This is a genomic window from Winkia sp. UMB3158 (assembly GCF_030217145.1).
GTDB lineage: Bacteria > Actinomycetota > Actinomycetes > Actinomycetales > Actinomycetaceae > Winkia > Winkia anitrata.
The window spans coordinates 31,542-54,948 of the sequence record NZ_JASONH010000004.1 but is presented as its reverse complement, the minus strand read 5'-3'; the positions used below and the strand labels follow the sequence as shown (position 1 = coordinate 54,948).

The 23,407-nt window shown below is 55.5% G+C and carries 23 protein-coding genes and 1 tRNA gene; 5 read left to right on the top strand and 19 right to left on the bottom strand.

Features of this window, described 5'->3' with window-relative positions; translation table 11 throughout:
• Positions 1-260 precede the first annotated feature (260 nt).
• From QP400_RS05245 to QP400_RS05215, 7 genes are all read right to left on the bottom strand, one after another.
• Positions 261-334: transfer RNA gene (locus tag QP400_RS05245), tRNA-Pro, on the bottom strand.
• Between the two features lie 49 nt (positions 335-383).
• Positions 384-1,292 carry a metal ABC transporter permease gene (locus tag QP400_RS05240; RefSeq protein ID WP_004805084.1) on the bottom strand — a complete coding sequence of 303 codons (909 nt, stop codon included), beginning with the start codon at positions 1,290-1,292 and terminating at the stop codon, positions 384-386.
• The gene (locus QP400_RS05235; RefSeq protein WP_004805082.1) at positions 1,292-2,200 is read right to left on the bottom strand and encodes a metal ABC transporter permease; all 909 of its coding nucleotides are present in this window, start codon (positions 2,198-2,200) and stop codon (positions 1,292-1,294) included. Before QP400_RS05235 ends, QP400_RS05240 begins: the two co-directional genes overlap by 1 nt.
• 5 nt (positions 2,201-2,205) lie before the next feature.
• Positions 2,206-2,880, bottom strand: a complete 675-nt coding sequence (locus tag QP400_RS05230) for a metal ABC transporter ATP-binding protein (RefSeq protein WP_285462554.1) — start codon at positions 2,878-2,880, stop codon at positions 2,206-2,208.
• 33 nt (positions 2,881-2,913) lie between these two features.
• Positions 2,914-4,071, bottom strand: coding sequence for a metal ABC transporter substrate-binding protein (locus QP400_RS05225; protein WP_419636447.1), 1,158 nt, complete (start codon positions 4,069-4,071; stop codon positions 2,914-2,916).
• Between the two features lie 253 nt (positions 4,072-4,324).
• Entirely contained in the window at positions 4,325-4,723 is a 399-nt protein-coding gene (locus tag QP400_RS05220; RefSeq protein ID WP_004805077.1) for a hypothetical protein, read from the bottom strand.
• A gap of 46 nt (positions 4,724-4,769) precedes the next feature.
• Positions 4,770-5,588, bottom strand: coding sequence for a pseudouridine synthase (locus tag QP400_RS05215; protein WP_285462553.1), 819 nt, complete (start codon positions 5,586-5,588; stop codon positions 4,770-4,772).
• 388 nt (positions 5,589-5,976) lie between these two features.
• Between QP400_RS05215 and QP400_RS05210 the strand changes: the two genes are divergently transcribed.
• Positions 5,977-6,213 (top strand): hypothetical protein, encoded by a 237-nt coding sequence (locus QP400_RS05210; RefSeq protein WP_004805073.1) that lies wholly within the window; start codon positions 5,977-5,979, stop codon positions 6,211-6,213.
• Positions 6,214-6,399: 186 nt separating this feature from the next.
• Here QP400_RS05210 and QP400_RS05205 read toward each other — a convergent pair whose 3' ends face one another.
• From QP400_RS05205 to xerD, 8 genes are all read right to left on the bottom strand, one after another.
• Positions 6,400-6,708 (bottom strand): DUF4298 domain-containing protein, encoded by a 309-nt coding sequence (locus QP400_RS05205; RefSeq protein ID WP_004805071.1) that lies wholly within the window; start codon positions 6,706-6,708, stop codon positions 6,400-6,402.
• The gene (der, locus tag QP400_RS05200; RefSeq protein ID WP_004805068.1) at positions 6,708-8,822 is read right to left on the bottom strand and encodes a ribosome biogenesis GTPase Der; all 2,115 of its coding nucleotides are present in this window, start codon (positions 8,820-8,822) and stop codon (positions 6,708-6,710) included. Before der ends, QP400_RS05205 begins: the two co-directional genes overlap by 1 nt.
• Positions 8,819-9,922, bottom strand: coding sequence for a prephenate dehydrogenase (locus tag QP400_RS05195; RefSeq protein WP_048707358.1), 1,104 nt, complete (start codon positions 9,920-9,922; stop codon positions 8,819-8,821). Before QP400_RS05195 ends, der begins: the two co-directional genes overlap by 4 nt.
• Positions 9,919-10,665 (bottom strand): pseudouridine synthase, encoded by a 747-nt coding sequence (locus QP400_RS05190; protein WP_004805065.1) that lies wholly within the window; start codon positions 10,663-10,665, stop codon positions 9,919-9,921. Before QP400_RS05190 ends, QP400_RS05195 begins: the two co-directional genes overlap by 4 nt.
• Positions 10,658-11,224, bottom strand: coding sequence for an SMC-Scp complex subunit ScpB (scpB, locus tag QP400_RS05185; RefSeq protein ID WP_048707361.1), 567 nt, complete (start codon positions 11,222-11,224; stop codon positions 10,658-10,660). The genes QP400_RS05190 and scpB overlap by 8 nt, the downstream gene beginning before the upstream one ends.
• A complete protein-coding gene (locus tag QP400_RS05180; RefSeq protein ID WP_048707363.1) occupies positions 11,217-11,993 on the bottom strand; it encodes a segregation and condensation protein A in 777 nt (258 codons plus the stop codon). The genes scpB and QP400_RS05180 overlap by 8 nt, the downstream gene beginning before the upstream one ends.
• The gene (locus tag QP400_RS05175) at positions 11,977-12,732 is read right to left on the bottom strand and encodes a ParA family protein (RefSeq protein WP_410482977.1); all 756 of its coding nucleotides are present in this window, start codon (positions 12,730-12,732) and stop codon (positions 11,977-11,979) included. Before QP400_RS05175 ends, QP400_RS05180 begins: the two co-directional genes overlap by 17 nt.
• Before the next feature lie 162 nt (positions 12,733-12,894).
• The gene (xerD, locus tag QP400_RS05170) at positions 12,895-13,815 is read right to left on the bottom strand and encodes a site-specific tyrosine recombinase XerD (RefSeq protein ID WP_048707558.1); all 921 of its coding nucleotides are present in this window, start codon (positions 13,813-13,815) and stop codon (positions 12,895-12,897) included.
• A 131-nt stretch (positions 13,816-13,946) separates the two neighbouring features.
• Here xerD and tkt point away from each other — a divergent pair, with 131 nt between their 5' ends.
• From tkt to pgl, 4 genes are all read left to right on the top strand, one after another.
• Complete coding sequence (gene tkt / locus QP400_RS05165) at positions 13,947-16,022, top strand: transketolase (RefSeq protein WP_239181370.1); 2,076 nt, start codon at positions 13,947-13,949, stop codon at positions 16,020-16,022.
• 77 nt (positions 16,023-16,099) lie between these two features.
• Positions 16,100-17,620, top strand: a complete 1,521-nt coding sequence (zwf, locus tag QP400_RS05160; protein ID WP_048707370.1) for a glucose-6-phosphate dehydrogenase — start codon at positions 16,100-16,102, stop codon at positions 17,618-17,620.
• The gene (locus tag QP400_RS05155; protein ID WP_048707372.1) at positions 17,617-18,552 is read left to right on the top strand and encodes a glucose-6-phosphate dehydrogenase assembly protein OpcA; all 936 of its coding nucleotides are present in this window, start codon (positions 17,617-17,619) and stop codon (positions 18,550-18,552) included. The genes zwf and QP400_RS05155 overlap by 4 nt, the downstream gene beginning before the upstream one ends.
• On the top strand, positions 18,553-19,257 hold the full coding sequence (gene pgl, locus QP400_RS05150) for a 6-phosphogluconolactonase (protein WP_048707374.1): 705 nt from the start codon (positions 18,553-18,555) through the stop codon (positions 19,255-19,257).
• Here pgl and QP400_RS05145 read toward each other — a convergent pair whose 3' ends face one another.
• From QP400_RS05145 to QP400_RS05130, 4 genes are all read right to left on the bottom strand, one after another.
• Positions 19,258-20,871, bottom strand: a complete 1,614-nt coding sequence (locus QP400_RS05145) for an inorganic phosphate transporter (RefSeq protein ID WP_048707376.1) — start codon at positions 20,869-20,871, stop codon at positions 19,258-19,260. It lies immediately after the preceding gene.
• A gap of 182 nt (positions 20,872-21,053) precedes the next feature.
• On the bottom strand, positions 21,054-21,299 hold the full coding sequence (secG, locus tag QP400_RS05140) for a preprotein translocase subunit SecG (protein ID WP_004805046.1): 246 nt from the start codon (positions 21,297-21,299) through the stop codon (positions 21,054-21,056).
• Between the two features lie 86 nt (positions 21,300-21,385).
• The gene (tpiA, locus tag QP400_RS05135) at positions 21,386-22,162 is read right to left on the bottom strand and encodes a triose-phosphate isomerase (protein ID WP_048707379.1); all 777 of its coding nucleotides are present in this window, start codon (positions 22,160-22,162) and stop codon (positions 21,386-21,388) included.
• Position 22,163: 1 nt separating this feature from the next.
• Entirely contained in the window at positions 22,164-23,357 is a 1,194-nt protein-coding gene (locus QP400_RS05130) for a phosphoglycerate kinase (protein WP_271694867.1), read from the bottom strand.
• Positions 23,358-23,407: the final 50 nt, after the last annotated feature.

The window sequence follows — 23,407 nt, the reverse complement described above, 5'->3', positions numbered from 1 at the left end:
GTTGCCAACATAAGGTAGTAAATTTGAGCAAAAACAAACATTTAGGATATTTAAGCCGAAGTAGATGCACACGCGTGCATAAGAACTCCATAAATTTTGCGTCACGATAGAAACATATGGGATTCTTTTTTCGCTGTGCTGGCCGTACCGCAACCCGTCGATACCACCAATCGCATCCAGCAATACGTCTCAGTCACTTGCCGGTATAGAAAAACCCGCTTCGGCCTGGCTAACTGCCAAGCGAAGCGGGTTTCGTTTCGTCGGGCTGACAGGATTTGAACCTGCGACCCCTTGACCCCCAGTCAAGTGCGCTACCAAGCTGCGCCACAGCCCGTTCCGACTAGAAAAGAATAGCAACCCCCCGCCGTATCTCCAAACTAGATCTACCTGATCGTCGCATCTTGTGACAGTAAACACCTCTCGCGCTCGCCACCCCAGGCAGCAATCGAGGGCCTCCTGGCAGCACTGCCAAGACAGGAAATGCCCTCTACCATTAGGAAGAATGCCCCTGCCAGAAGGGCGATGCACCCGCCAGCTGAAAGCGCCTGCCAAACCGCTAGCCCTAGACCAGCTACCGAGACCGCCGCCCCCGCCAGAGTTGATGCCAGTACGTATGCGCCACTCGAGTGGAATTTTGTTTTCAATGCTGCTGCAGGTCCCGCTAGCAACGAAATAGAAACCACGGTGCCCACAGCTGGAATAATGACCGTGACAGTAATAATGATCAACGCATTGATACTGAAGCGCCACAACCCCAGCCGCCCTCTGCTGGCTCGGAATCCAACCGGATCAAACGCAGCACCGATAAGAGCCTGTCTTCCAAAGCACCACATGGCTACTGTCAATAACAAGGCACTCACGCTCGCCCACACGTCCACCCTCGTACAAGAGAGCAGAGATCCAGTTAGGAATGATTCTATTTTCAGTGGTAATGGAGAGAACCATTTGTTTAGAAAGTAGCCAGCTGAAAAACCTAAGGTAAGGGTTATTCCAGCAGCAGCTTCTGCGGTTATCCCCCGAACTGTGGCGACTGCATGCATGAACGCTGACAGCACTACTCCCCCCACCGCCGCTCCAACAAATAATCCACCCGAAAGCCAGGAATGACTACTCACGAAGCAGACAGTTACCACTACCCCCAACACCGCTCCTGGGAAAGCCGCATGGGTAATAGATTCCGCAAAGAAGATACGCTTATGCAATAGTGCAAGCGAACCGACCAGACCACATAACGCACCCACTGCTACAGCCTCCAACAGCGGCAGAGACACTATGTGCCACAAACTCACCATTATTTCCTCCCTATTTTCAATAGGTTGGCAACTGCGGGGGCATTACATCCGAAGCGAATAGCTAGGGCACCAACAAAAGTCGCACACAAACTCAGGCATACAGCCCCCTGTGGGGATACCGGATGTGTGGAAGGTAGGCTAAGTACTACCAAACCAACATATGCTGCCAGCAAGCCCGCAATAATTCCTATCGGCACCATAGATGAAGCGCTCCTTGCGAGCAACCGACCAACCGCACCAGGAATCACGAGGAATCCGATCACGAGCAACACCCCGACCGCGGATGCGGCCGAAACTACCACTGCGGCAATTGCAACATTTAGGAACAGGTCAATCACGAAGGTGTTAATGCGAAGCACGGATGCGCTTGCCCTATCGAAAGCAACAATTATTTGACTCTTCCAAGTGATGCCGACCAGAAGAATCGCCACTAAGCATGCCAGGAGGGATTGTTCTAACCGCACTTGCGTCACGTCCAACAGTCGGCCAAACATGAGCGATTCAAGCTGCCCGGACATATCCCCTTTCTTTAGGGAAAGCACCACCCCGAGGGCGAAAAACGTAGTGAGGACAGTAGCGGTTGCGCCTTCGCTTATTTCAGCCTTGCTGCCGGCCCACACAAGGGCCAACACCACGAAGATGGCGCAGATGGCAGCGCCGGGAAGAATCATGTCGATTCCCCCATATATTGCCCCCGCTACGATGCCCGGAAATACGCCGTGCACCAAGGCTTCCGCATTGAACTCTGCACACCGCAAATTGACTACGGTGCCAACAATTCCAGCAGCAACCGCAAGCACAACTAGCAGGCAAAATGGCCTGAACAGGTATGGGGCACTGCAAATAAATCCCCACCCGGGAATCGGCGCTAATGCGGCCCGCATCATTTCAAAAAGCTCCGCTAGCACGAGCGTTACCTCTTTCCATATGCCACGTCTACCAGTTGTTCAGAAAGCACTTGTTGCAGCGACCCGTAGGCCACCTGACGCCCTGCTAGCAGCAACGCTTTATCGCAGGTTTTCTGTGCCAGTTCGATGTCATGGGTAGATACCACCACCCCAATCCCGCTAGCTTTCGCCTGCGAGATGATGCGCAATAAACTCGCCCGATTCGGTTCATCCAGCCCGTTGAACGGTTCATCGAGCAGTAAGAGCGTCGGCTCAGCGATTAGGGCTCTCGCTAGCAATATCCTTTGTTGTTGCCCGCCTGAAAGATCACCGAAACGTTGCCCAGCCTTCTCCTGTAGCCCTACGTGGGCGATAGCCTTTTTCAAGCGATCTTTGTGTTCGGCCCGCAGCAGGCCGAGTATCCCCGTCTGGGCACGCAAGCCCATCGCTACCACCTGTGCTGCCGTGATGGGAAAGGTGGCGTCTAGATTTAGATGTTGCGGAACGTAACCGATGCTTGCCCCGGGCGGCATCGTGATTGCCCCAGATGCTATCCGAACCGCTCCGGTCAGAGCTTTGAGCAAAGTAGTTTTCCCTGAGCCGTTGGGGCCTATCAGTGCCAAAGCTTCGCCCTCGGCTAGAGTACCGTTTAGGCCGGTGACCACTATTTTCCGACCATAGGCAAGGCTAGCGTCAGCCATTTCCAAAACTGTATTCAAGACGCCACCTTTCGTCTATTTCACCGACGCTGGCAGGGTAGGAACAGTGCCATCCCACGCCTTCACCAAGGTGGTGACGTTGTGAATGATCGAACCAATGTAGGTTTCCCCTGCCGAACCGACAGGGCCGAGCGAATCACCGTAGAGTGCGTCGTCGCCAATAATTGCTTTCACACCCGCGGCCCGCGCTACTGCCTCAATGGATTTCGAATTGTTTGAGTTTTCGGCGAACAGAGCAACTGCACCGGAGTCCTTCACTTGCTTCGCTGCCTCCTGAATATGGGTAGCGGTCGCATCCTGCTGCGCGTTGAAATCAGATAGGGCCGCACCGATAAACTTCACCCCATAGTCAGCCGAGAAATAGCCGAAGGCATCGTGAGAAGTGAATAGTACGCGATGGTTAGCCGGTACGGACGCAATTGCCTCGCCTACCCACTTGTCTAGATCCTGCAGCGCCGCAGTGTATTTCTGAACGTGCTTGTCGAAAAGATCTTTATTCTGTGGGGAAACCTTCCCTAGAATGGCTCCAATGTTTTGCACCTGCACGATCGTGTTGCGCGGACTGGTCCACACGTGTGGGTCATATTGGAACTCGGGCGCAGATTCGCCCTCCTCCGGAGGGAATGGCCACTTGCGAACGTTTACCTTGGCGACCCCGTGATCCACCTTGTAAGGCAATTTTGCCGCTGTCTCTTTCTTATCCACCTCATCGGCGGTAAGCACGCCGGACGTGACACCCATGGTTCCATGGAAACCGGACGATTCTACTGCTGAGTCTAGGAAGTGCTCCAGGTCTACCCCGGAAACAAGCATGACATCAGCTTCAGATAGTGCTTTCGATTGTCCCGGCGTCATTTCGTGTTCATGCGCTGAGGCGTTGGGTGCCAGCAAGCAGGTCAGGTTGATAGTCGATTTAGCATTCTTAGGCTCTGCTCCAAGACTTGAGGTCTTTCCGGTAGCATCCGTCTTTTTGAGGGCGAGCTTAGAATCTGCGTCGCGGCTACCGGCTATCTGGGTGACGTAGTCGCAGATTTGGGTGGTTGTTGCTACGACGTTGACTTGATTCTTCGCCTTTTGGCTTGGGCCTGCAGCTTTCTGTCCTGCCCCACACCCAGTCATGGTGAGGGCGAGCAGAACGCAAGCGCTCATACCCACAATTGACCGTTTCACTATTTCCCCTTGCTTGTTCTTGTATTGAATCTCTAGGTGCCGGCCGGACACAGTTGTTAATGACAACGGTTATCAGTCTAGGCTTAGTGGGGAAATTAGGTCAACCTAACTTCTGAGGGTTACAAGATCATGCATGGGCACAAGGTTTTTCCGGGACGCTCCACAGGCAGCAACGACGCTCGGGTCCCATTGCTTTGGTGGGAGGTGCCAAAACAAAAAAAGGGGGGGCCGTAGCCCCCCCTTGTATCTGCTACTGCTAATCCTTCATGGTTACCAATGCAGCCCCGATAGCTAGCATCCACGAATCCTTCGCTAGCGGAATGCCCTGCTCGGACGGACGAATCCCGTCAGACTGTGTCATCTCGGGATTGCGGAAATACATTGACAGCATGCCTGCTGAAAAGCCACAGAGCGCTAGGCCCGCCAACTTGCGCGGAATGAAGGGCAAAAGCAGCGCCGCGCCAATACCAATTTCCGAGGACGAGATAAACTTACCGAAAGTCTTCCCATCAAGTTCTTTCAACGCGGGGATGCCAGTTACAGCCATCTGCTGCAATCCCTTGGCACCCTCTTCATCTAGGCTTAGCTTCCCAATTCCGGAATTCAAAATGAAGGCGCCGGTTATGCCCCTCATAATTCCACTTGCTAACGACATCTGAACTCCTTCTATGCGTTCCTAAGGGCAATGCTATCTGCGGAGTTCACAAATGTCTCAGCAGTGCGGTTCTTTTTTCTGTCAGTGGAAGGTGCTGTTTGCTTCGGAGAGTCACTGCCTTAGCGAACGGATCACCGAAGGACAATGAATGGGCTAAGAGCTGTAGTGGTACTTGCTCTCCCTCCCACCCATACAAGCGGTCGCCCACTAGTGGCGCACCGAGGGCTGCCATATGGGCTCTAATTTGGTGCATTTTCCCTGTCTGCGGGCGCGCCTCGTACAGTGAAATGTTTCCTCTCTTCGAGAGTCTACGAAACTTAGTGTAAGAGTTTGCTTCACCGGTGTGTGCTACGCCCACCCGATGCTGCCCGTCTACCCGGTAAATCCGAGCTTCAAAGGAAAAACTGTCAGGCAGACTAGCAGTGGGAGCAAGTAACCGGTACGACTTTTGTACCTTCCGCTCTTCAAACAATTTTTGGTACGCGCCCCGAACTTGCTTCCTTTTAGTGAAAAGCAAGACCCCCGCAGTTGGTCTATCCAACCTGTGAGCCGGCACGGGTTCGTCGTTACGCTCTTGCCTGCGAAGTGCAACAGTGACCGATCTGGCCACGAAGGCGCCCCTGGGCATGGTTGCTAATCCTGCTGGTTTATCCACCGCTATCCAGTTCTCGGTTTGCGCTAGCACTGGAACTTCGATTGGCGTATCAACCTCGTCGGCTATAGGACGGTAGAAATACACCCCTTGCCTTATCAATTCCGAGGGCGTATCCGCCCCAAGTGCATCGCCTGCGGAATTAACGAAGGCACCTTGGGCAAACAGTTTTTTGAGCTCGGTGGCATCGAGTTTTTCGTATCGTTGTTGCATCCATTGAAGGAGGGTGAGGTCCGCACAGCCGGTGGGTCCCATTTTGATTGGGGCCAGTCCGCCTCGAGCCTGCATAGCGCCCCCTCTTTGAAAATTCTTGTCCACGCGTTTTTCTTGCCCGCGTCCCCCCTTCGCCGTTTGTGACTTGTTCATGCGGCGATGGCACGCGCCAATTATGCTAACGCATCTTGGCTGTGAGGCATTTATCAGCTGCTCTCTATGGGCATAAGTTGGCGTTATTGTGCGGATTTTTTCCTGTTTAGTAGCACCCAAATTCTGTCTTGCGCTAGCACGTGCCAATTGCCCCTTTAGCTCTTGCAACGTGGCGGCGATATCGGCACTATAGGGGACGAGTTCGCAAGGTGCGACCCACTAGAAAGGATTTGACATGGACGCTGTAACTGCAAACGAAACTTCCTCTAAGATTAGCTTGGGAAACGTTGCTTTGGCTTTGACTATTCTGGTCGGTTCCGTGCTGATTGTGGCGGGTATTGTTACCGCTACTGCTCCGCTGGCCATTGTCGGTGGGCTCCTATTTGCAGTGAGCTCTCTAGCTTGGGCAATCATGCACCCGAGCGCTCTAAAGGCCTATGGTGACATGTACGCCGAGGCCCACCTGCGCTAGTACCAAGTCTAATGGCCTAAGAAGGCTAGAACGGCTTAAGGCCAGATAGCCTAAAGTCAGGAGTCAGGTTGACGAAAGTCTATAGTTTTGGCCCAGCACCCTCCGTGCGGGGCCAAAACTATATTTGGTCTATTTTTCTGCCAAAGGCCACCTACCATATGCGGCGCCTAGCTAGCTTCTGGCGGACTATTTCTTGTAGTCCTTGAGCGCGGTTTCTACTTCGTGCAGTAGGTCTTCCAAAGCACCACGGTAATCTGACATCTGGTCCCAGATGGCATCCTCGCTCAAAACGCCGTATTGGCCTTTGCCGGCCTTATCCAGTTCTTCCCGGTCATCGCGCCATGGCCCGTAGTAGTACTGCATCAACTTGCCCATCTGGGCGCCCAATTCTTTGATTTGCGCTGGCGCTTCTTGCAGCTTCGCAATGTCTTTTTCGACTTGCTTCAGCCGCTGGTCGTTTTCGGCTGCAAGCTGTTCCTTTTCGGTCAGTGCCATTACTTCTTTCGCCTTTGCCTTTCACGAACTGCAATCTGGATTGGAGTACCCACGAAGCCGAATTTTTCGCGAAGCTTGCGCTCCAAGAAACGCCGGTACGAGGGATCCATGAACCCAGTTGTAAACAGCACGATCCGCGGAGGCGCTGCATGCACCTGGGTACCAAATAGGATACGTGGCTGTTTGCCTGAGCGCACCGGGTGGGGGTTGGCTGCGACTACCTCGCCCAGGTAGGAGTTGAGCATTCCAGTGCTAATTCGGGTGGTCCACCCGTTGATCGCCGCATTGAGCGCGCGCACCAGCCGGTTCGTGTGCCAGCCGGTTCTTGCCGCAACGTTTATTGAGGGTGCCCATGCCACGTGCCCTAGGTCGCGTTCAACTTCGCGTTTGAAGTCGTACTGGCGATCTTCGTCAACCAGGTCCCACTTGTTGTTCACGATTACCAGAGCACGCCCTGCTTCTAGCACCTGATTGATAATGCGCACGTCCTGTTCCGAGACCGTCTGGGTGGCATCCAGAAGCACGACCGCCACATCCGAGCGTTCAATGGCGGCCTGGGTACGTAGGGAGGCGTAAAAATCGGCTCCCTTGGATTTGTGCATCTTTCGGCGAATGCCAGCGGTATCTACGAACCACCATGGTTCTCCGTCAATTTCAAGTAGTTCGTCCACGGGGTCGCGGGTGGTCCCTGCCATGTCGTGCACCACGACTCGCTGTTCGCCAGCTAACGCATTGAGGAAGGAAGACTTGCCCACGTTAGGCCTACCTACCAGGGCGATCCGGAATACCCCGTCGTTTGGCTTTGCCGACGCTACAGCCGATTCCTTGGGGAGGACATCCATGAGGGCGTCTAGCAGGTCCCCAGATCCCCGCCCGTGTAGAGCAGAGATTGGGTGCGGCTCCCCCATTCCTAGTGCCCACAGGCCCGCCGCATCAGATTCGAGCTGCTCTGAGTCAACTTTGTTTGCCGCAAGCACAACGGGTTTGCCGGAGCTACGTAGCAATCGGACAATGTGCTCGTCGGTGGCGGTGATCCCCACAGCTGCGTCGAGGACGAAGATCACCACATCGGATTGGTCGATAGCGATCTGCGCCTGGTGTGCCACAGTACGGTCGAGTCCTTTGACGTCCACTTCCCAACCACCGGTATCTACTAGGGTGAACCGGTGGCCAGCCCATTCGGCAGCATAGGAGACTCTGTCTCGGGTTACCCCTGGGGTATCCTGTACAACCGCGGCGCGGCGGCCCAGGATACGGTTTACTAACGTCGACTTGCCAACGTTTGGGCGCCCCACGATGGCTACGACAGGCTCGCCTGCGGCTACCTGCTGGGCCTGAGCCTGCTGCGGGCTTGTCTGCAGCAGCGCCAGGTCTTCCTCGCTAAGGTCGTAGTCAGCCAGGCCGGCACGCAGGGCCTTCGCTGTCTTGTCAACCAGGTGGTCGTAGCCAGCCTCCACAATAAGAGCTTTGATCTGATCAACCACCTGGGGAATTGTCATTTCTGAAGAATCGACCAGCGTTACGCCTTCGGCCGCTTCTTGGAAGGAAGTGGTCTTAGAATCGCGTTTGTCGCGCTGCACGATCTGCTTTTCGAGGGCGGCCCAATCCGATTCTCCAAGTTCGGCGCCGCGGCGTGCCATGCGCACTGCCTCAGAAGCAGTGAGGAGCACGCGTACCGGCGCCTGCGGAGCCACGACGGTGGTGATGTCGCGCCCTTCCACAACAACGGCGGGCGCCTCCACTTCCTTTATTAGTTGCCGTTGCTTAGCAATTAGGCCTTCGCGCAGCGCGCCGCATGAGGAAATTTGGGAAGATACCTCGGTTACCTCCGGGGTGCGAATCGCGGCGCTTACATCCTCAGCACCAACCCGGACACCGGGATGGTCCGGGTCAGTAGATAGGTCGAGCGGGAATTCTTGGGCAGCCTTTCCCAGCACTGCCTCATCATTTCGGTCAAGATCCTGGTTCAGCACCCACCATGCGAGTGCGCGGTATGTTGCCCCCGTATCAATGTAGGCACCTGCAAGTTCGCGGGCTAGTTCCTTAGACACGGTAGATTTGCCAGACCCAGAGGGCCCGTCAATTGCTACTACTAGTTTCGATTCTTTCATCATCTACCCCTATTCATTGCAGAAGGTACCTGCCAGCCGCGCCTAACTAACGCGCTAGCGAGTGGCTGGGCCACAGAAGGCATCACTAACAATCGTGCCACGCCCGCGGCCGCCCCAGCAGAGTGTTCCAGCGAAAAATCTTCAATATTGACTTGCTCTTCACCAATCTCCGTAAAGAGTCTGCCGAGCTCCCCCGGCTTGTCTGGCACCAGGACTGAAACTTCCAGGTACCGGCGGGGAGCCCCACCGTGCTTTCCAGGGATGCGTTCTACCCCGTCGTTGCCGGCAAGCATCACTTTGGCAACAGAGCCCATCCGACCCGGAGTAGACAGCCCTGCGGGCAGGCCAGCCGCCAAGCCTTGCCGCAGTTCGGCTAGATCCCGAGCGAAAGCTTCGAGGACCTCGGCAACCGCATCGGAGTTGTGGGCAACGATAGCCGCCCACAGCTCTGCGTCTGAACGAGCAATACGAGTGGTGTCACGCAGCCCCTGCCCAGCTAGTGACATCGCCCTAGCAGGTGCGTCCTTCAACCGCCCTGCCAGCAGCGAAGAGACTAGTTGGGGCACGTGCGAGACCAACGCTACGGCCTGGTCGTGTTCAGGCGCGCTCAGCTGCGAAGGTACTGCGCCGACCTCTACCGCCACAGAGCGAACCAGCCCCAGCGCCCTCTCAGAAGTTTCCTTTGTGGGCACTAGCACCCAGGGACATCCCTCAAAAAGGTCTCGATCAGCTGCAGATGCTCCCGATCGTTCCCGACCCGCCATCGGATGCGAACCGATATAGTTGGTCCGATCCTCTGCCTCTTCTTCGACAACCTTGGCCACTGCCTGCTTCACAGAGGCTACATCGGTAACTACTGCGCTCGGATAACGCCGCATCGCCGCAACTACGCACTGTCCCGCCACATCCGGAGGGGCGCACACCACTACCAGGTCTGGAACGCTCTTTCCGTCATAGAGGCTGCCAGCCCCCATGTCTCGAGCCAACGCGGCTGCAGCTGGTGAAATATCGGAAAGCCACACCTGCCAGGTGTCAGTAAGGCGAAGTGCCAGCGAGGTTCCGAGCAGGCCGGTACCGACAATTAGTACCGACTGGGTATTCACAATCCGACCATCTTCATAAGTTGCGCAAGCTGATCGCCATCTACTGCTCGAGTTGCCCCCGAATGTAGTTTGCCCAAGAAAATGTTGCCAATGCGGGTGCGCACCAGTCGCTCCACGGGATGTCCGAGCTCCTTCATCATGCGACGTACCAGCCTGGACCGGCCTTCGTGGACGGTCACCTTTACTAGCGACCGGTTGGAATGTTCATCCTTCACAATGAACTCATCCGGCACGATGATGCCGTCTTCAAGCATGACCCCCTCACGAGCCTTCTTCACCTCACTTGGCGTAAAGATGCCCGCAACCGTGGTCATATAAGTCTTCGGCACCTCGTAGGAGGGATGGGTAAGCCTATTTGCGAGCTCCCCATCGTTAGTGGCCAAGATCAGCCCCTCAGAGTTCTGATCCAGACGGCCCACATGGAACAGCCTCTCCGGGTACTCGACAAGCAGATCAGCCAAGGTCTCCCGTCCCTCGGGATCCGACATTGCAGAAATCACCCCGTACGGCTTGTTCAAGGCTACCGTGACGTGCGAATCGTCTACAAAGACTCGCTGGTTATCGACATGCAATACAGCTTTCGGGTTAACCCTTGTGCCCAATTCGCGTACGATCTGGCCGTCCACTTTTACCCGGCCCGAGGCAATTAGCTTCTCGCACAGCCGGCGCGATCCGACTCCTGCCTGGGCTAAAACTTTTTGTAGTCGCACTCCATTAGGTACGTGTGGGTCGCGCTTATTCATCATGGTCCTCCATCGCGGCGAGCATATTATCTAAGTCCTCTGATTGTGGCATAAAAGGAGACAGCGGTGGCAACTCATCGAGGCTGTTCATGCCCATCTGTTCTAAGAAATGTTCAGTGGTCCGATATAGCACCGCGCCCGAAGGGGCCTCCCCAGCTTCCTCAATCATCTCGTGAGACAGTAGGGTACGCACTACCGAATCCACTGCAACGCCGCGGATTTGCGCCACCTGGGTGCGCGTACACGGTTGCCTGTAGGCAATAACCGCAAGCGTCTCCAGGCTTGCCCTGGACAGTCGCGCCCGCCGCCCTCTAGTGACGAATTTCCCAACGATCGGAGCGTATTCCGGTGCGGAATAGAGGCGCCAGCCACCCCCTACATTGCGCAACCTGTAACCGCGCGGGCGAGATTGGCCGCCCTCGTATTCCTGCTGCAGCCGCACTAGGCTTTCACTAACGCTTGCCAAAGGTACTTCGAGGGCGGAAGCCAGGTCTGCTTCGAATACGGGCTCTGAAGCAATCGCCAAGATCGCTTCCAGTGGTCCTGCCAGCTCATCCATCCTGCTCTCCTGTGTAGTCGTCGGCGAGGGCAATATTGGTATCGCTGCCGACCCAGCTGACCCACAATGTCTCCATGGGGGCATCTTGCTCAAACGTAACCTGATCTGCCCGGAAAAGTTCTAGCAACGCTAAGAATCGGGAAATCACCACTGGCAGGTTAGCCGCGTCCTCGGTAAGTTCGCCGAAACTAGCCCTGCCTGCGGCGCGCAGTTTGGCCGAAATGATCGCAAGTTCGCGACTGACAGGGGCTATTGGATCATGTAGGTGAGCAAGCCCCACTGTCGGCTCCTGGTAATAGATGGCTTCCGCAGCCAACTTGGCTAAGTCAGTGGGCGCAGCCTTTAGCACCAGGTCGGGCAACAGGGCCGCAAAATGGGCCTCCAAGGGGACCTCACGCGGGAAGAAAGTGCCCTGCTCATCGAGGCGATCCTTGATCGCATCGGTAGCCTCACTAAAAACCCGATACAGCAGCAAGCGCGAAAAAAGCAGATCCCGCGCCTCCAAAAGCTCAATGTCATCGCGTTGCGCCTCCTGTTTAGGCAGCAAGGATGCCGCTTTCATTGCCAACAAGGTAGCCGTAGTGACTAAGAATTCACTGGTCTGCGACAGGTCAGGACTTTGCTTCATATAAGCAATGAATTCGTCCGTAACCTGGGCAAGCGCTACCTCGGTAATGTCAAGCTTGCGCTTGGCCAGCAGTCCCAGCAACAGTTCGAAAGGGCCGGAGAAATTAGTTAGATTGACGCTAAATTCAGGCTGCGTCGCCACGAGCTACCAGTTCCCGAGCCAGCCGCCTGTAAGCCTGCGCGCCCTCGTGTGAAGGAGCGAAGGAAGTGATGGGCTCGGTCGCTACCGTAGCGTCTGGGAACTTTACGGTTCGCTTGACCATGGTCCTAAAGACCTTGTCCCCAAAGGCTTCCTCGAGCCGATCCACAACCTCGCGAGCATGCAGCGTGCGCATGTCAACCATGGTTATCAAAATACCGTCTATCTTCAGCCTCGGATTCAGCCGGTCGCGCACCTTTTCAATGGTCTCAACAAGAAGGGCGACGCCGCGCAGAGCGAAGAATTCGGCTTCCATAGGGATCATGACGCCGTGGGCTGCGGTAAGCGCATTCACCGTAAGCAAACCAAGAGAGGGCTGACAATCGATAATGATCAAATCGTATTCATCACGAACCGGACGCAGCACAGAAGCCAAAATTTGTTCACGCGCTACCTCGTTGACCAACTGCACTTCGGCCGCAGAAAGGTCAATGTTCGCCGGAATAACATCAAGGCCCTCATAGTCGGTGTGCTCGATAACTTCGTGCACATCCATGCGGGGATTAGTCATCAGCGTGTAGATCGTCTGATCCAATTCGTGGCTCATAATGCCGAGCCCGGCAGATGCAGCCCCCTGCGGGTCAAAGTCAACAATCAACACACGCCTGCCATATTCGGCGAGGGCCGCCGCAAGATTGATAGTGGTAGTGGTCTTTCCTACCCCACCCTTCTGGTTACACATCGCAATAACGCGCGCGGGGCCGTGGGTAGCAAGCGGTTCCGGTTCTGGAAACTCGGGATCCCTGCCCCCTTCAGGCGGAACTGGAATCAATCCTGGCTGCAGTTTACTCACCCTCTTAAACTATCGTCATTTTACAACCCGTGTGGGGGCTTACCACATACTCTACAGTGCGCGCGGATGCGAGGAGCGATACACCTCGCGCAAAGTTTGCGCTGTCACCTTCGTATAAATTTGAGTGGTGGTAACAGACGCGTGCCCAAGCAGCTCCTGGACCACGCGCACATCTGCTCCTCCCTCTAACAGGTGGGTGGCAAAGGAGTGCCGCAGGGTGTGCGGAGATACATGGGTATCAAGGTGCGCTTTCTTTGCAGCATTTTGCAAGATCACCCACGCCGCCTGCCGTGTAAGCGGATTACCGCGGGTGGATAAGAACAGTTTCGGCGACCCCTTCCCTTTAGCCGCAAAGGCGGGGCGAGCCCGCACCAGATATGCCTGCACAGCCTCTAGGGCGTAGCGCCCTAGAGGCACATACCGTTCCTTCCGCCCCTTGCCTATTACTCGCAAGCTAGCAAAATCCTCATCGGAAGCTATGTCATCTACGTCCAATGAGATAGCTTCTGTTATTCGGGCGCCTGTCGAATAGAGAACCTCTAACAGGGCCCGATCCCGCAATGGAGAGAGCCCGTCCCCTGCGCTGGCAGCCTCCAGCAGTGATTCGACCTCATTGATAGTGAGCGCCTTTGGCAACCGTTGCGGTTGCTTTGGGGTATCCACTCCCTCTGAAAAATCTGTAGCTAAGACGCCCTCGTCACGCCCAAACCGGGCAAGCCCCCGCACCGAGGCAAGCATACGGGCCGCCGAAGAGGCGGTAAGCGCTTTTCCGCCATCTTTGCCATTTCGTACTGCTACCAGGAAATCGTTGACAGTATTCGCGTCAAAGTCGGACAGCGACAGCTGCTGGCTTTGCGCCCACCCAGCTAGACGCCTCAAATCGCGCCTGTAGGCGGCAACAGTGTTCGGCGAAGCTCCCCGCTCCACCCCTACATGCGTGAGGAAGGCGGATATGAGCTGTTCAAGCGGCATCATGGCACAACCATAATCCGCTGTTGGCGGAACGTACCAAATCGAATCTCACCTTGACGTGGGTACCATCACAATCAGTTATCCTTATCAAAGAAAGTGTTAATTCTTCTTCTAAGAGAAAGCGCAGATACATGACAGTGAAGTGGGATGACCTCGACAAACGCGCGGTTACTACCGCAAAGGTCCTAGCCGCAGATGCCGTTGAAGAAGCTGGCTCCGGCCACCCGGGGACCGCTATTTCGCTGGCCCCACTGGCATATTTGCTCTTCCAGCGTCACCTGAACTTCGACCCGAAGGATGAACGGTGGCTCGGTAGGGACCGGTTCATGCTTTCCATTGGCCATGCTTCCCTAATCCAGTACATCCAGCTGTACCTGGCGGGCATGGACATGGAATTGGAGGACCTAAAGCAGTTCCGAAAGTTCGAATCGAAGACTCCGGGCCACCCCGAGTACTCGCACACCAAGGGCGTGGAGATCACCACCGGTCCGCTTGGTTCAGGTTTTGCCGCCGCGGTCGGGTTCGCCATGAGTCAGCGCCGAACCCGTGGCATGTATGATCCGGATGCCCCCGAGGGCACTTCTCCCTTCGATCATCACGTCTACACCATCGTCGGTGAAGGCTGCCTCGAGGAAGGTATCACTTCGGAGGCTGCGTCTTTGGCTGGCACCCAGGGGCTCGGCAACCTAATTGTTTTCTACGATCAAAACCTCATCTCTATCGAGGACGACACCTCCATAGCCTTCAGCGAGGATGTGCCCGCCCGCTTCCAGGCTTACGGCTGGCATACACAACAGGTAAACTTCCTGAAGGATGACGGTTCTTATGACGAGGACGTCAACGCTCTGGACGCCGCAATCGAGGAAGCAAAGAAGGTCACTGACAGGCCTTCGCTTATCTCTGTGCGCACCATCATTGGGTGGCCTACCCCAGGAAAGCAGAATACCGGCGAGATCCACGGTTCCGCCCTCGGCGAGGACGCTTTGGTCGGCCTAAAGAAGGCGTTGGGCCTGGATCCGCAGAAGCATTTCGACGTAGACGTCGAGGCTGTTGAGCATGCTCGGGCCAACGCCGCCGAGCGTGCCAAGCAGGCACGCGCCGATTGGGATGAGCGCTTTGCTAAGTGGCAGAAGGCAAACCCGGAACTTGCCGCCCAGCTGTCTAGAACTTTGGAGCGCAAGCTCCCCGAGGGGCTGGAAGAGGCGCTGCCCAAGTTTGAAGAGGGCAAGTCGCTAGCTACTCGCGCCGCTTCCGGGAAGGTCATCAACGCACTTGCTCCTCTGGTGCCGGAGCTGTGGGGCGGCTCGGCTGACCTGGCCGGGTCCAACAAGACCATGATGGACGGCGAGCCTTCGTTCTTCCCGCAGGAACGTTCTTCTGAGAAGTTCAAGGGAAATAAGTATGGCCGTAACCTTCACTTCGGTATTCGCGAACATGGCATGGGTGGCATCCTCAACGGCATTGCTGCTGATGAGCTAACCCGCCCCTATGGCGGCACCTTCTTCGTGTTTGCCGACTATATGCGCGGCGCCGTGCGCCTGGCCGCTCTAATGAATCTGCCTGTCACCTACGTGTGGACGCACGATTCTATTGGCGTCGGCGAGGACGGCCCCACCCACCAGCCGGTCGAACACCTGACCGCCTACCGAGCCATACCTAACCTGTCGATAGTTCGGCCTATGGACGGCCCCGAAACCGGTTATGCCTGGCTAGAGATACTGCGTCGCGATGCGCCTGCCGGCCTGATCCTTACTAGGCAGGGCCTGCCCACCTTGCACCGCGGTGAAGAGGGGCTTGCTTCTACGGTAAACGTGGCTAAGGGCGCCTACATCCTGAAGGACACCGAAGGTACCCCAGACGTCCTCCTAATGGGCTCTGGCTCCGAGGTACAGCTAGCAGTAGAGGCAGCCAAAGAACTGGCAAAGCAGGGAGTAGCAGCCCGCGTTATTTCGGTACCTTGCATGGAATGGTTCGAACAGCAGGACGATGCCTACAAGGAACAGGTCATGCCTGCTGCCGTGACCGCTCGTGTCTCTGTAGAGGCCGGTTTGCCCGATCCCTGGTACAAGTACCTAGGGTGCAAGGGTAAGGCAGTCGCAATGGACTCCTTCGGGCTGCCCGGTGCGGCCGGCGAACTCTTTGAACACTTCGGGTTCACTGCCGACGCGGTAGTAGCAAAGGCCAAGGAAGTTCTGTCCAACAAGTAAGCTAGTAATCAAGCCCAATGGTGGGTGTGGGATCATATCCCCACCCACCATTGTTTTTGTTGCAGAAAGGATTCCGTGTGAGCGAGCAAACCCTTTATGATCCGCGCGATCGAAGGCTGCCCATAGTAGCCCCTCCCTGCGGTCTAGTGATCTTTGGTGTTACTGGGGATTTAGCCCGAAAGAAGCTCATCCCCGCCATCTACGACCTTGCTAACAGGGGCATGCTGCACCCCGCCTTCGCTCTTACCGGGTTTGCTCGTAGGGACTGGGATATTCAGACGTTCCAGAATTTTGTTCGGGAGGCTATCGAAAAACATGCCCGTACCGATTTCAACGAACGCACGTGGAAGACCTTGGCACAGGGCATCCGCTTCGTAGGGGGCACCTTCGACGACGCCGAGGCGTATCAGAAGCTGCGGCAGACGGTGCAGGAACTCGATAAGAACCGGGGCACCGGTGGGAACCACGCCTTCTACCTGTCCGTTCCACCAAAGTACTTTGGGCTGGTTTGCACCCACCTGGCACAAACAGGACTCACAAAGAAGGAACCGGGACAGTTCCGCCGCGTCATCATAGAGAAGCCTTTTGGGCATGACCTACAGTCAGCGAAAGAATTGGCGGCCCAGCTTCGATCTATCGTGGACGAGGAAGATATTTTCCGTATCGACCACTACCTGGGCAAAGAGACTGTGCAGAACATTCTGGCCACCAGATTCGCCAACACTATGTTTGAGCCAATCTGGAATGCCAACTACGTCGATCACGTCCAAATCACCATGGCAGAGGACATTGGGATTGGTTCGCGCGCCGGCTATTACGACGGGATCGGCGCCGCCCGCGACGTCATGCAGAACCACCTGCTCCAGCTACTTGCCCTTACGGCTATGGAAGAGCCGTCCACCTTTGATCCAGAAGAGTTGCGTGTCGAGAAGGAAAAAATTCTTGCTGCGGTGCGTCTTCCTAAAGACTTAGCTGCGAGTACCTCGCGCGGCCAGTACGAGGGCGGATGGCAGGGCGGAACGAAAGTTTCAGGGTACCTAGAAGAAGACAATATTCCCTCCGATTCCGTCACCGATACATTCGCTGCCGTCACCTTAAACATCGCAAATCGACGATGGGCCGGGGTACCTTTCTACTTGCGTACTGGCAAACGTCTAGGCAAGCGAGTAACCGAGATCGCGGTCGTCTTCAAGAGGGCAGCACATATGCCTTTCGACAATGCTTCGACATCGCAGCTCGGCCAGAACGCTCTGGTTATCAGGGTCCAGCCGGACGAAGGCATGACCATCAGATTTGGCGCTAAGGTTCCGGGAGCGGGCATGCAGGTCAGAGACGTAACCATGGATTTCGGGTACGGTCACGCCTTCACCGAAGATTCCCCGGAAGCATACGAGAAGCTGATCAAGGATGCATTAACTGGCGACGCTCCTCTATTTCCCCATCAGCGCGAGGTCGAACTGTCCTGGCAGATCCTCGACCCGATCTTGCAATTCTGGAGCGAGAAAGGCAAACCTGACTTGTATAGGCCGGGCACCTGGGGCCCCCAATCAGCACATGACATGCTTGCACGCAGCGGACGAGCTTGGAGGATTCCGTGATTTATACTCTAAAAGGGACCAGTGGTTCCGAAGTAGCAGCATTTTTGAACAAACAGCGTTCCGAGCAGGGCTCTAGTACACTAGGCAGAGTTCTGACGCTGATTATCTGTGTCCCTTCCCCCGAGGACGTCGAGCGCGCCATTGAGATTTCTGATGCAGCTGCTAAAGAGCATCCTTGTCGAGTCCTAATTGTCGTCGAGCGGGCAGAACCAAGCAAGGAGGCTTCCTTGGACGCCCAAATACGGCTTGGAGGCAAGGCGGGAGCTTCCGAGGTTGTTGTTCTTGACCCTAGAGGTGCTACTGCCGAAAATTTGGACACGTTGGTCAATCCGCTACTGCTATCAGATGTGCCCATCGTGGTCTTCTGGCCGCTCGATCCACCAGATAATCCTTCTGCACATCCCCTGGGCAAGCTCGCGACCAAGCGCCTTACCGATTCGCGGCAAACTGCTCATCCGATGGAGACCATCAAACATCTAGCCAGGAACTACACTGCCGGCGATGGGGACTTGTCCTGGTCTGCAAATACCCTCTGGCGAGCCGTTCTGGCAGCTACCGTAGGTGAAAAGCATGAGGCGCCATTCGTGAAGGCAGTAGTGCGAGGCAATCTGAAGCAGCCCTCTCCTAGCCTGATAGCCTCTTGGCTGGAATGGAAACTAGGTATTGACGTGGTCGTATGCCACGACGAGACCGCCAGCACCGTAACGGGTATCTACTTCACTGACAGCGAAGGCAAAGAGATGTCCTTGACCCGCAGAGAAGGCTCGGACGTGGCACACTTGCACCGCCCCGGCCTATCTACCACCTTCGTCAATCTGGCTAAACGTGAACTGCAGGACTGCCTGATGGAAGACCTGCGCCGCCTAGATCCGGATCCGGTGTATCAGATTGTCCTTACCAAACACATCCAGAATTTGAAGAAGGAAGAATAAATGCCAGCCAAGACCGTCGTTTATGCAGATAAAGCAGTGCTAGCGCGGGCAACTGCCGCCCGCACAATCCTCGCCCTCGGGGATGCCCTTGCTTCCAAAGAAGAGGTACACCTGGCGCTGGCTGGCGGCTTCGTAGCCCGAGAAGTGCTCTCTGCTATTGCCGTTTCAAAGCTAAGCAACGACGTAGACTGGTCCGGACTGCACGTCTGGTGGGTTGATGAGCGATTTGTAGCTCCCGCCAGCTCAGATAGAAACGATAAAGAAGCCCTAGAGAATTTGGCACGAGTTTGGGATAAGGCAACATTCCATCCCATGGGCAACTCCGAGGACTTCGATAGCGCCTCACAAGCTGCGAAGGACTACACAGAGCAACTAGCCAGCTTCAATATCACCGGCTTCGATCTTGCCCTCCTGGGAATGGGCCCGGATGGCCACGTTGCCTCTCTGTTCCCCGGTCGGGAGCACTCTTCGGCACCCGCTTTTGCTGTTAGGAATAGCCCAAAGCCACCGGCTACCCGCGTAAGTTTGTCCATGCAGCTGCTTGTAAACAGCTCGCTCCGCTTCGTCGTCTTGGCCGGCGAAGAAAAATCCGCTGCCTTCGCAAAAGCGATAGCGGCAGGAATGGACCAAAAGCAGATACCGGCAGCAGCCTTGAATACCTCGGGAACCTACTGGCTCACCGACTTAGCTGCCGCCGGCAACTAGCTAGAAAACAACGCGCAAGATAGACACGGTTAGTGCGCCTACTACTGCTGCCGCCGGAAGGGTGATTACCCAGGCGGTTGCGATCGGGCGCATTAGCTTCCAATTCGCTGCCTTGTTTACCATACCTACGCCCAGCACCGCCCCAATCAGAATGTGGGTAGAAGATACCGGAAGGCCAAGCAGAGAGGCTCCCATAACCACCGCCGCAGCCGACAGCTCAGCGGCGAACCCAGAGGCCGGGTGGATCTCGGTAAGACCGGTTCCAACCGTCTGGATAACGGTTCGCCCAATAAACCACAGACCAGCTATCAAGGCCACCCCGAAGGCAACCATTACAGCAGCAGGTACGGCCGCCTCGGCACCAATCTTGCCAGTACGTAGCACATCTAGAACCGCCGCGAATGGTCCCACCGCGTTAGCAATGTCGTTCGAGCCATGAGAGAAGGCGAAAGCCGACGCCGTAAACACCTGCATCCACGAAAACAGTAAGAAAGTGGACTTTTCCAAGTCATAGTCTTTCAGTTGCTTTGCGAAGATAAAGACAGCCATCCATACGGCAGCTCCCACCATCGCCATGATCAGGTAAGACCCTAGCGAATCAATATTGATATCCAGGTTGGATAGTCCCTTGAAGAGCAGCATCGCAGTAATGATCATGGCACCGATTGCTGCCAGAATAGGCACCCACACGTCAAGGGCCCGGTGCGCATTCACATCCTCGCTCTGCTCCTGGATCTTGTGCAACTGCCGGTAGTAGTCCGTCTCTATCTCGTCAGCGTCGAAGTGATCCTGAGAAGTGGTGAAAGCATCTCGAACCATCGCATTAGTGTAAGCAAGCTGCTGGATCTCGTTTAGTTTTCCAAACGCATCTTTCTGCTTGCTCTTGAGCTCCATCCGCTTCTTTTTTATCTCACGAAGTTTCTTGTCGGCCTCTTCGTTGTAGACCAAGATATTATTCTTGATGGCTCTGAACAGGAAGAATGCAACTACCCCACCAAGGGCCGGAGAGAGTACCCAAGAGATAGCGATCTTGCCTATCTCTTTCCACTGCACCATGCCAAATCCGCCAGTGTGAGTAACGAAGCCGACCGTTACTGCTGCCCCAACGATGCCACCAACAATCGAGTGGGTGGTGGACACCGGCCACCCCATCTTCGTAGCAACTAGCAGCCATACCGCAGCACCCAACAGCGCAGACATCATTATGTAGACAAAGTCATCTGGACTGGAGCTAATAACATCCAGATCAACGATGCCGGAACGAACCGTCTCCGTCACGTTACCGCCGGCAATAACCGCCCCAGAAACTTCAAAGACCGCCGCTACTACCAGCGCTTGCTTCATGGACAGAGTGCCAGCCCCCACAGACGTACCGAAGGAGTTAGCGACGTCGTTGCCGCCAATGTTGAAGGCCATGAAAATGCCAAACAACACGGTAAGGATTAGAACGATATTGCTGTCTGCATCAGAGATATATCCGATTGCCCAAAAAGAGAAGGCAATGATTGTTCCTATAAGAAGAATTCCAAAGAACAGGTGCCAATTTCGGTCCGACCCACCCCGCTCGGGCAGATACGTGGAGCTACCTCGTTCTCCGGCTTTTTGAGTAGCCATGGGGACCAACTTTCCACAGAAATCTTTTACTCAAAACGTAGAACGCCATGGTTACTGGAAGGTTAACGCCAACTAAATAAAGGCTCTGGTCCACGCAGTTTACTTCATCTATCGTTGCTGCCGAGCGGGCGGCAAAAACAAAAGGCGAGCGGAAAACCGCTCGCCTCGTTGAAGGACTGTTTTTAGTACTGCAACTTGGTGATAATCCCAAGAATCACAATCACTACAGCCCAAATCAGAGCAATCGCAATGGTAATGCGATTCAAGTTTCTTTCGGCAACACCCGACGATGCGACAGACGAAGAGAATCCTCCACCGAACATGTCGGATAGGCCGCCGCCCTTACCCTTGTGCATCAAAATGGTAAGGATCAGCAGGAGGGACGTTATTACCAACAAAACTTGGCAAATGATCTGGATAACGTGCACTCTAACCTCCGCTATTTATAGGTCCAACTAGCCAATAGTAACGTAGATTGGCCCGTAGGGGGAAACCCCACGGGCCAAAACCACATTTAGGCGTTGAAACGCACAATCTTTCCGAACTCATCAGCCTTCAGCGAGGCGCCGCCAACCAGCGCGCCATCGACATCTTCCTTGGCCATGATGTCCGCGACGTTTGCGGACTTCACCGAGCCACCGTAAAGGATGCGGATCTTCGATGCGACGTCTTCCGAGTACAGCTCTGCTAGGTGCTTGCGGATTGCGCCACAAACTTCCTGAGCATCTTCGGGAGTTGCCACTTCGCCGGTACCGATTGCCCAGATGGGCTCGTAGGCGACAACGGAGCGAACTGCATCTTCAGCGCTGATATCGGCAAAAGCGCCGTCAATCTGGCCGAGGACGTGCTTTACCTGCTCGCCTGCCTTGCGAACCTCTAGGGCCTCGCCACAACAAATGATCGGGGTGAGATCTGCTGCCAAAGCCTTGCGTGCCTTAGCGTTTACGACCTCGTCAGTCTCGTTGTGGTACTCGCGACGCTCCGAGTGCCCCACTACTACGTAGGTGCAACCAAGCTTGGTGAGCATGGCGGTAGAGACCTCGCCAGTGTAGGCGCCGTTGTCGTGTACCGAAACATCCTGAGCACCGTAAGCGATCGGCAGATCGTCAGATTCCACTAGAGTCTGAATGGAGCGAATGTCAGTAAACGGCGGAATGACCACAACGTCGACAGTGCCCTTTTCAAACTTGTTGTCCTGCAGGTCGAGGGCGAGTCCCTGGACCAGGTGGATTGCCTCCAGATGGTCCATGTTCATCTTCCAGTTGCCTGCCATTAGCGGCGTACGTGCCATTTTACTTTTCCTCCAATACTTCAATGCCCGGCAAGGTCTTTCCTTCGAGGAGCTCGAGCGAGGCTCCTCCGCCGGTGGAAATGTGCGAGAACGAGTTTTCGTCGTAACCAAGTCCGCGTACTGCGGAGGCACTGTCGCCCCCACCAATGACGGTGAATGCTTCGGATTCGCTCATAGCCTTGGCGACTGCGCCAGTGCCCTTTGCGAAAGCCTCAAATTCGAACACGCCCATCGGCCCATTCCAAACCACGGTCTTCGATTCAGCAATCTTCTTTGCGAATAGCTCGGCCGTCTTCGGACCAATGTCCAAGCCCATCTGGTCGGTGGGGATGGCATCGGCATCGACAACAGTTGCCGGCGCATCTGCGGCAAATTCGGGGGCAACTACGGTGTCAACCGGCACTAGTAGCTCTACACCCTTTTCCTTTGCCTCTTCCAGGTAGCCCTTGACTGTTTCTAGCTGATCTTCTTCAAGTAGGGAAGTGCCTACTTCGTAGCCCTTGGCCTTCAGGAAGGTGTAGCCCATACCGCCACCAATTAGCAGAGTGTCTGCCTTGGACAGCAGGTTAGCAATAACCCCTAGTTTGTCCGATACCTTAGAGCCACCTAGCACCACGGTGTACGGGCGAGCCGGATCCTGAGTTGCCTTCGATAGCGATTCGATTTCCTTGACAACCAGTAGACCGGCAGCAGCGGGCAGTTTCTTGGCAACGTCGTAGACGCTGGCCTGCTTGCGGTGCACTACCCCGAAGCCGTCTGAAACGAAGAGATCGGCAAGTTCGGCCATCTCAGAAGCGAAAGCTTCGCGTTCGGCCTCGTCCTTAGAAGTTTCGCGGGGATCGAAACGCACGTTCTGCAGAAGGGCAATCTGTCCTTCTTCGAGTTCGGCCGTGACCTTCTTCGCAGACTCGCCAGTAGTGTCCTCAGCCAGGGTCACCTTGGCGTCAATTAGTTCGCCCAGTCGCTGCGCGACCGGCGCAAGAGAGAATTCGGGCTTTACCTGGCCCTTGGGACGACCAAGGTGAGCCATAACAATTACCTTGGCTCCGGCTTCGACAAGTTTAGTAAGTGTGGGTAGGGCTGCACGAATGCGGCCATCATCAGTGATTTTCCCTTCCTGCAGCGGCACGTTGAAGTCGGAACGTACCAGGACGCGCTTACCCTTTAGGTCACCAAGAGATTCGATAGTTTTCAGCATATTGTCCCCTAACGCGGTTTCACGAATAACGCCCGCGCACCCTCTCG

Excerpts from the sequence above, each read along its gene's own strand:
- QP400_RS05240 (WP_004805084.1), bottom strand. The coding sequence starts at position 1,292 with ATGGTGAGTTTGTGGCACATAGTGTCTCTGCCGCTGTTGGAGGCTGTA.
- QP400_RS05230 (WP_285462554.1), bottom strand. The coding sequence starts at position 2,880 with ATGGCTGACGCTAGCCTTGCCTATGGTCGGAAAATAGTGGTCACCGGC.
- QP400_RS05220 (WP_004805077.1), bottom strand. The coding sequence starts at position 4,723 with ATGTCGTTAGCAAGTGGAATTATGAGGGGCATAACCGGCGCCTTCATT.
- QP400_RS05215 (WP_285462553.1), bottom strand. The coding sequence starts at position 5,588 with ATGCAACAACGATACGAAAAACTCGATGCCACCGAGCTCAAAAAACTG.
- QP400_RS05210 (WP_004805073.1), top strand. The coding sequence starts at position 5,977 with ATGGACGCTGTAACTGCAAACGAAACTTCCTCTAAGATTAGCTTGGGA.
- QP400_RS05205 (WP_004805071.1), bottom strand. The coding sequence starts at position 6,708 with ATGGCACTGACCGAAAAGGAACAGCTTGCAGCCGAAAACGACCAGCGG.
- der (WP_004805068.1), bottom strand. The coding sequence starts at position 8,822 with ATGATGAAAGAATCGAAACTAGTAGTAGCAATTGACGGGCCCTCTGGG.
- QP400_RS05190 (WP_004805065.1), bottom strand. The coding sequence starts at position 10,665 with ATGAATAAGCGCGACCCACACGTACCTAATGGAGTGCGACTACAAAAA.
- scpB (WP_048707361.1), bottom strand. The coding sequence starts at position 11,224 with ATGGATGAGCTGGCAGGACCACTGGAAGCGATCTTGGCGATTGCTTCA.
- QP400_RS05175 (WP_410482977.1), bottom strand. The coding sequence starts at position 12,732 with ATGTGTAACCAGAAGGGTGGGGTAGGAAAGACCACTACCACTATCAAT.
- xerD (WP_048707558.1), bottom strand. The coding sequence starts at position 13,815 with ATGCCGCTTGAACAGCTCATATCCGCCTTCCTCACGCATGTAGGGGTG.
- tkt (WP_239181370.1), top strand. The coding sequence starts at position 13,947 with ATGACAGTGAAGTGGGATGACCTCGACAAACGCGCGGTTACTACCGCA.
- pgl (WP_048707374.1), top strand. The coding sequence starts at position 18,553 with ATGCCAGCCAAGACCGTCGTTTATGCAGATAAAGCAGTGCTAGCGCGG.
- QP400_RS05145 (WP_048707376.1), bottom strand. The coding sequence starts at position 20,871 with ATGGCTACTCAAAAAGCCGGAGAACGAGGTAGCTCCACGTATCTGCCC.
- tpiA (WP_048707379.1), bottom strand. The coding sequence starts at position 22,162 with ATGGCACGTACGCCGCTAATGGCAGGCAACTGGAAGATGAACATGGAC.